Origin of the sequence: Corallococcus llansteffanensis, from assembly GCF_003612055.1 — a bacterium.
Classification (GTDB): domain Bacteria; phylum Myxococcota; class Myxococcia; order Myxococcales; family Myxococcaceae; genus Corallococcus; species Corallococcus llansteffanensis.
Map to the genome: position 1 here is coordinate 1 of NZ_RAWB01000680.1, position 4,847 is coordinate 4,847.

Consider the following 4,847-nt stretch of genomic DNA (forward strand, 5'->3'; position numbering starts at 1 on the left):
CGCTGCCGGTGGGTCCCCCCAGGGCGGAGCTCCCTCCGCCGTCGGTCCCCCCTGTGTCGGTGCCGCGCCCGGAGCGCACGGTGCTGTCGGTGGGGGAGCTCACCCGGCAGATCAAGCAGACGGTGGAGTCGCGCTTCCCGCGCGTGCTGGTGCGCGGCGAGGTGTCCAGCTTCCGGGGCGCCAACGCGCGCGGCCACTGGTACTTCACGCTCAAGGACGCGGACGCCTCCATCGACGCGAAGGTCTGGGCGTCCATGGCGGGGCGGATCCGCTTCGCGCTGCGCGACGGCATGGAGGTCCTCGCCGAGGGCAGCGTGGACCTGTACGAGCCGCAGGGCCGCTACAGCCTCATCGTCTCCCGGCTGGAGCCGGTGGGCGAGGGCGCGCTGGCGCTCGCGTTCGAGCAGCTCAAGCAGCGGCTGGCCGCCGAGGGGCTCATCGGCGACCGGCGCGTGCGGCCACCCCGGCCCGTGCCGTTCCTGCCCCGCCGCATCGGCGTCGTCACCAGCCGCACGGGCGCGGCGCTCCAGGACTTCCTGCGCGTGCTGCACTCGCGCAACCCCCGGCTGGGCGTGCTCCTGGCGGACGCGCGCGTGCAGGGCGAGGGCGCCGCGGAGGACGTGGCGCGGGCCATCGAGCGGCTCGCGCGCACCGACGTGGACGTCATCGTCGTGACGCGCGGCGGTGGCTCCGTGGAGGACCTCTGGACGTTCAACGAGGAGCGGGTGGCGCGCGCCATCTTCGCCTCGCCCGTGCCGGTGGTGTCCGCGATTGGCCACGAAATCGACTTCACCATCGCGGACTTCGTCGCGGACCTGCGCGCGGCCACGCCCAGCGCGGCGGCGGAGCGGCTGTCTCCGGTGCTGGCGGACCTGGAGCTGACGCTGGCCACGCAGTCCGGGCGGCTGCGCCGGGCGATGGAGCGGCGCGTGCTGGAGCTGCGCGAATATCAGGGCCAGCTCGCGGCGCGGCTCACGGATCCTCGGCGCGCGGTGAACCAGCAGCGCCTGCACCTGTCCGAACAGGTGGAGGCGATGATGCGCGTGCTGCGGCCGCAGACGCGCGGGCACCGCGAGCGGCTGCGCGCCCTGCAGGAGCGGTTGCAGCGGGCGCGGCCCCAGACGCGGCTGGGGGAACAGCGCTCGCACCTGCTCAAGCTCGCCATGCGGCTGTCGGAGGCGGCGCGCGCGGGCGTCTCCAGGCGGCGGGGTGCGCTGGCGGACGGGCGGCTGGGCCTGGAGCGGGCCTCGCCCACGGCGCAGGTCGCGGCCGAGCGGGCGCGGCTGGCGGCGGCGCGGTCGCGGCTGCTCGAGTTGCAGCGAGGGGCGCTGGCCGCCTCGCAGACGCATTTCGGACGCCTGGGCGGCCAGCTGGACGCCCTGAGCCCGCTGAAGGTGATGTCGCGCGGCTACGCGGTGACGTTCCGGCAGAAGGACGGCGTCGTGGTGCGCTCCACCGCGGATGTGGTGGTGGGCGACGTTCTGGGCATCAAGCTGGCGGCCCACGGGGCGAAGACGCTGGGCGGGTGTGAAGAAATCGAAGCCACGGTCACGGGGCTGAAAGGGCCGGTGGACTGCTAGCGGGCCACCCTCTACATTCCGCGCCCCGCTCGGGGAGGTGGATGGCCGTGGCGAAGTCGGAAAAGAAGGTAGAGGCGGCCCCCGAGCAGTACGGGGACGTGGTGACGCGCCTGGAGCAGACGGTGGCGCGGCTGGAGAACGGCGACCTGTCGCTGGAGGAGTCGCTCAAGGCGTTCGAGGAGGGCATCCGCCTCGTCCGCAGGGGCGAAAAGCTCCTCACGGAGGCCGAGCAGCGCATCGAACAGCTGCTCGTGGACGAGGACGGCCAGGAGGTCGTCGCGCCGCTGGCGGTGGCGGCCCGGCCTGCTCCCCAGGCTGCCCCCCGAGCGACCGCCGCGACCAAGGCACCACCGGAGGACGACGTCCCGTTCTAGTTGGCAGGGGAAGGGCGGAGGCCGGGCATGTCGAAGCCGAAGATCACCATTGTCGATGACGACCGTGACACGCGCGAGCTGCTCTCCGAGGCCCTGGGGTCCGAGGGGTTCGAGGTGACGTCGGCGGCGAACGGGCTGAGGCTCGTCGCGTCGCTCGAGCTGCACCGGCCGCACGCCATCCTCCTGGACGTGAACATGTCCTGGATCAACGGCTTCGAGCTGTGTCAGGCCGTGAAGCAGAACAAGCAGTTCCGGGACATCCCCATCATCTTCATCAGCGGGCGGGGAGACCCGGAGGACAAGCGGCGCGGCCTGGAGGTCGGCGCCGCGGACTACTTCGTGAAGCCGCTGGACCTGGACGTGCTCGTCCAGCGCATCCGCCAGCTCATCCCCAACGACGTGGCGCAGGAGCCCTGAAGCCGATGGCAGTCTTCGAACTGGACCCCTTCATGCGCTCGCGTCAGGCGCAAGTGGAGGCGCTGCTGCGCGAACGCGCCGACCGGCTGGCCCCCGCGGGCACGCCCCCCCGGTTGGCGGAGGCCATGCGCTACTCGCTGCTCGCGGGCGGCAAGCGGCTGCGCCCCGTGCTCTGCCTCGCCTTCGCGGACGCGGTCGCCCGTGCGAGCGTCGACACCGCGGTGGTCGCGGATGCCGCGTGCGCGGTGGAGTACGTGCACACGTATTCGCTGGTGCACGACGACCTGCCCTGCCTGGACAACGACGACCTGCGCCGGGGCAAGCCCACGAACCACAAGGTCTTCGGCGAGTCGCTGGCGCTGCTGGCCGGGGACGGGCTGCTCACGGAGGCCTTCACGGTGCTGGCCTCCGGGCCGGAGCCGGTGCGCGGCCTGCTGTGCGCGGAGCTGGCGCGCGCGGCGGGCGCGGCGGGCATGGTGGGCGGGCAGGTGCTGGACATCGCGAAGGACCGGGCGGCGACGCTGGACTACCTCCTGCGGCTGCACCGGATGAAGACGGGCGCGCTCATCCGCGCGGCCTGTCGCATGGGCGTGCTGGCGGCTGGCGGTGACGTGGCGGCGCTCGGGAGCGCGGAGTCGTACGGCGACGCGGTGGGCCTGGCCTTCCAGATTGCCGACGACGTGCTGGACGTGACGTCGAGCGCGGAGCAGCTGGGCAAGCCGGTGGGCGCGGACGCGGAGGCCGGGCGCCACACGTTCCCGGCGGTGGTGGGGCTGGAGGAATCGCGGCGCATGGCCCGGGACCTGGTGGCGCGAGCGGAGGCCGCGGTGCGCCCGCTGGAGGGCGGGGACGGCCCGCTGGCGGCCCTGGCCCGCTACTCCGTGGAGCGGACGTCCTGATGCCGGACGTGCTGTCCGGCGTGACGTCTCCCGCGGAGCTGCGCGCGCTGCCCGAGGACGCGCTGCCCGGCCTGTGCGTGGCGTTGCGCGAGGCCATCATCACCCTGTGCGGCCGGGTGGGCGGACACCTGGGCGCGTCGCTGGGCGCGGTGGAGCTGGTGGTGGCCCTGCACCGCGTCTTCCACACGCCGCAGGACGCGCTCCTCTTCGACGTGGGGCACCAGGCGTACGCGCACAAGCTGCTCACCGGCAGGCGTGAGCGCATGCACACGCTGCGGCAGGCGGGCGGCATCGCCCCGTTCCTGGATCCGCGCGAGAGCCCCCACGACGCGCTGGCCGCGGGCCATGCGTGCACGGCCATCTCCGCCGCGCTGGGCCTGCTCGCGGGCCGACGGCAGCTGGGCCACCGGGGCCACGTGGTGGCGGTGGTGGGCGACGGCGCGCTCACGGGCGGCCTGAGCTTCGAGGGCCTCAACAACGCCGGGGGCAGCCACCTGCCGCTGGTGGTGCTGGTCAACGACAACCAGATGTCCATCAGCGCGAACGTGGGCGCCATCCCCGCGCTCCTGCGCACCCGCAACGCGCGCGCCTTCTTCGAGTCGCTGGGCTTCACCTACCTGGGCCCGGTGGACGGGCACGACCTGGGCGCGCTCACCCAGGCCCTGCGCGAGGCGAAGGCGTCGGGGCGTCCGGTGGTGGTGCACGCGCTGACGAAGAAGGGCCGCGGGTTTCCCCCCGCCGAGGCGGACGAGCAGACGCGCGGCCACGCCATGGGCCCGTACGAGTGGCGCGACGGCAAGCTCGTGCGCTCGCGCGGCGGGCTGCCCACGTTCAGCGAGGCGTTCGCGGCGGTGCTGGGCGAGGCCCTGGAGAGGGACCCGCGCGTGGTGGCGGTGACGCCCGCGATGCTGGAGGGCTCCGCGCTCACCGGCCTCAAGGCGCGCTTCCCGGACCGCGTGCACGACGTGGGCATCGCGGAACAGCACGCCGTCACCTTCTGCGCGGGGCTGGCCGCGGCGGGCGCCCGGCCGGTGTGCGTCGTCTACTCCACCTTCCTGCAGCGCGCGTACGACCAGGTGGTCCACGACGTGTGCCTGCCGGGCCTGCCCGTCGTCTTCGCGTTGGACCGCGCGGGCCTCGTCGGCGCGGACGGCGCCACGCACCAGGGCGCCTACGACGTGTCCTTCCTGCGCCCCCTGCCGGGCCTGACGCAGTGGGCCCCGGTGGTGGGCGAGGACCTGGCGCCGATGCTCGACACCGCGCTCCAGGCGTCGGGCCCGTCCGTGCTGCGCTTCCCGCGCGGCACGCTGCCGGCCAGGCCGCCGGAGCTGGTGACGGGGGACGCGCCGGTGCCCGGGGCCCGCTGGCTGAAGCGCGCGGCGACGCCCCGGCTGACGCTGGTGACGCTGGGACCGCTGGGGCTCGCGGCGCTGGAGGCCGTGCGGGACGAGCCGGACTGGAGCGTGCTGGACGCGCGCCGGGCGTGTGGCAGAGTCCGCCCGCTTGCATGCCTTCACGTCCGCACGTCGGTTCCGCGCCTGGCATTTCGTGCTCGGAGCCTTGTTTGTGTACACCGT

At 74.1% G+C, this 4,847-nt stretch carries 5 protein-coding genes; all 5 read left to right on the forward strand.

The window, feature by feature from the left end; genetic code table 11:
- Nucleotides 1-1,580 (forward strand): exodeoxyribonuclease VII large subunit (gene xseA / locus D7V93_RS38020; RefSeq protein ID WP_244237745.1); only part of this gene is annotated, 1,580 nt, incomplete at its 5' end.
- A gap of 41 nt (nucleotides 1,581-1,621) precedes the next feature.
- Entirely contained in the window at nucleotides 1,622-1,954 is a 333-nt protein-coding gene (xseB, locus tag D7V93_RS38025; RefSeq protein ID WP_120647979.1) for an exodeoxyribonuclease VII small subunit, read from the forward strand.
- A 27-nt stretch (nucleotides 1,955-1,981) separates the two neighbouring features.
- Nucleotides 1,982-2,371: a response regulator gene (locus D7V93_RS38030; protein ID WP_120647980.1), complete on the forward strand. Its 390-nt coding sequence runs from the start codon at nucleotides 1,982-1,984 to the stop codon at nucleotides 2,369-2,371.
- Between the two features lie 5 nt (nucleotides 2,372-2,376).
- On the forward strand, nucleotides 2,377-3,270 hold the full coding sequence (locus D7V93_RS38035) for a polyprenyl synthetase family protein (protein ID WP_120647981.1): 894 nt from the start codon (nucleotides 2,377-2,379) through the stop codon (nucleotides 3,268-3,270).
- Nucleotides 3,270-4,847 (forward strand): 1-deoxy-D-xylulose-5-phosphate synthase (locus tag D7V93_RS38040; RefSeq protein WP_244237746.1); only part of this gene is annotated, 1,578 nt, incomplete at its 3' end. The genes D7V93_RS38035 and D7V93_RS38040, both read left to right, overlap by 1 nt.

Coding starts and splice junctions, on each gene's coding strand:
- xseB (WP_120647979.1), top strand. CDS start 1,622: ATGGCCGTGGCGAAGTCGGAAAAGAAGGTAGAGGCGGCCCCCGAGCAG.
- D7V93_RS38035 (WP_120647981.1), top strand. CDS start 2,377: ATGGCAGTCTTCGAACTGGACCCCTTCATGCGCTCGCGTCAGGCGCAA.
- D7V93_RS38030 (WP_120647980.1), top strand. CDS start 1,982: ATGTCGAAGCCGAAGATCACCATTGTCGATGACGACCGTGACACGCGC.